This window comes from Streptomyces sp. KR55, from assembly GCF_052245645.1.
GTDB lineage: Bacteria > Actinomycetota > Actinomycetes > Streptomycetales > Streptomycetaceae > Streptomyces > Streptomyces flavusporus.
The window spans coordinates 1-1502 of record NZ_JBQQCE010000883.1 but is presented as its reverse complement, the minus strand read 5'-3'; the positions used below and the strand labels follow the sequence as shown (position 1 = coordinate 1502).

1 protein-coding gene and 1 pseudogene are annotated in these 1502 nt (G+C 72.1%); both read right to left on the bottom strand.

The window, feature by feature from the left end; translation table 11 throughout:
• Positions 1 to 88: 88 nt before the first annotated feature.
• Positions 89 to 883 carry an SAM-dependent methyltransferase gene (locus ACTWQJ_RS51225; protein ID WP_443313174.1) on the bottom strand — a complete coding sequence of 265 codons (795 nt, stop codon included), beginning with the start codon at positions 881 to 883 and terminating at the stop codon, positions 89 to 91.
• Between the two features lie 37 nt (positions 884 to 920).
• Positions 921 to 1502, bottom strand: a pseudogene (locus tag ACTWQJ_RS51220) (hypothetical protein); the annotation flags it as partial.

The following is a 1502-nucleotide window of genomic DNA, read 5'->3' as shown; positions in this document are numbered from 1 at the left end:
CTTCCACCCACACCGTGGTGACTGCTGTCGATTTTCCCACGATTCAGCGCTTGTGCGGCTTCCGCACGCTCCGGGCGTACCGGTCGCGCTACGGCTTGCGTGCCACGCCGCCGAAGTCGTCCACCTCGGCGGGCAGGTCGGCGCCCGTCGTCGCACAGCGCCAGCGGGACACCGAGACCACGCCGGGTTCCAGCATTTCGAGGCCCTCGAAGAACCGGGCGAGCTCCTGCGGGCTGCGGTTGATCCGGGGGTTGTCGCTCGCCTCGTTCCACTGCTCGATCATCTCCCGCATCTGCCGGGGATGGATCACCTCGGTGTCGTCGCACAGCACGAGGTGGCTCCCGGACGGCAGGGCGTCCATCAGACGGCCGACGAGACCGTAGACGGAGTCGTCCGTGACGTGGGCGGTGATCCCCAGCAGCATCAGGGCCACCGGCTGGGTGAAGTCGAGTGTTCTGGCGGCGTGTTCCAGGATGACGTCGGGATGGCGCAGATCGGCGTCGATGTAGTCCGTGGCGCCTTCGCGCGTGCTGGTGAGCAGGGCCTCCGCGTGGGCCAGCACGATCGGGTCGTGGTCCACGTAGACGATCCGCGTCTCGGGGGCGAGCCGCTGGGCGACCTCATGCGTGTTGTCGGCGGTCGGCAGGCCGGTGCCGACGTCCAGGAACTGTCGGATGCCGGCCTCACCGACGAGGTACTCGACGGCGCGCACCAGGAACGCCCGTTGTGCGCGGGCGATGTCGATGATGGCCGGGTTGGCCGCGCATATCTGGTCGCCGACCTGTCGGTCTGTCTCGTAGTAGTCCTTGCCGCCGAGCCAGTAGTTCCAGATGCGGGCCGAGTGGGGCACGCTGCTGTTGCTGAGCGAGGCGTCAAGTGGCACGGATACTCCCCGAGTTGAAGCTGCCGTCCGCCCCAACCTACACACGGGAGGCGTCGGGCCGGAGGGGTACGGGGCGGGCGCGGACGACGAGGACGTCCAGGTGGAGCTCGTCCCTGCTGAGGTCCAGGCCCGCCCATATCGCCGCGGAGGCGAGCAGGTTGAACGGATGGTGCGGGGCGCACCGCACGTCGGACTCGGGGGCAGCGGAGGCCTGGAGGCGCTCGGCCAGGGCGCGGGCCGCCGCCTCCGCGTCGGCCGCGTGCGGTCCGGCGGCACTGGGCACGGGTTTGCCGGCGCCGGACACCAGCGCCTCGGCGAGGAGCAGCCGCGGACCGTGCGCGGCCGCCCACCGGTCGGGCTGGGTGGTCGCCGCCGTGCCGGGAGCCAGGAGTGCCAGCCTCGCCAGCATCCACGCGGCCTGGGCCAGGCCGGTGGCAAGGACCCCCGCGCCGGCCCCTGCCGACCAGGGCCGATTCCCCTCACCGCCGCGGGCCCGGCCCAGCGCCTGCCATGCGTCGGCCCGGTCGGCGTCCGGAACCGGTACGGACATGGGTGCCTCCAGCGCCAGCGCCGCAGGCCGGCCGGACACGAGGGCGGCGGTCAGGGCACGGACCGCTGC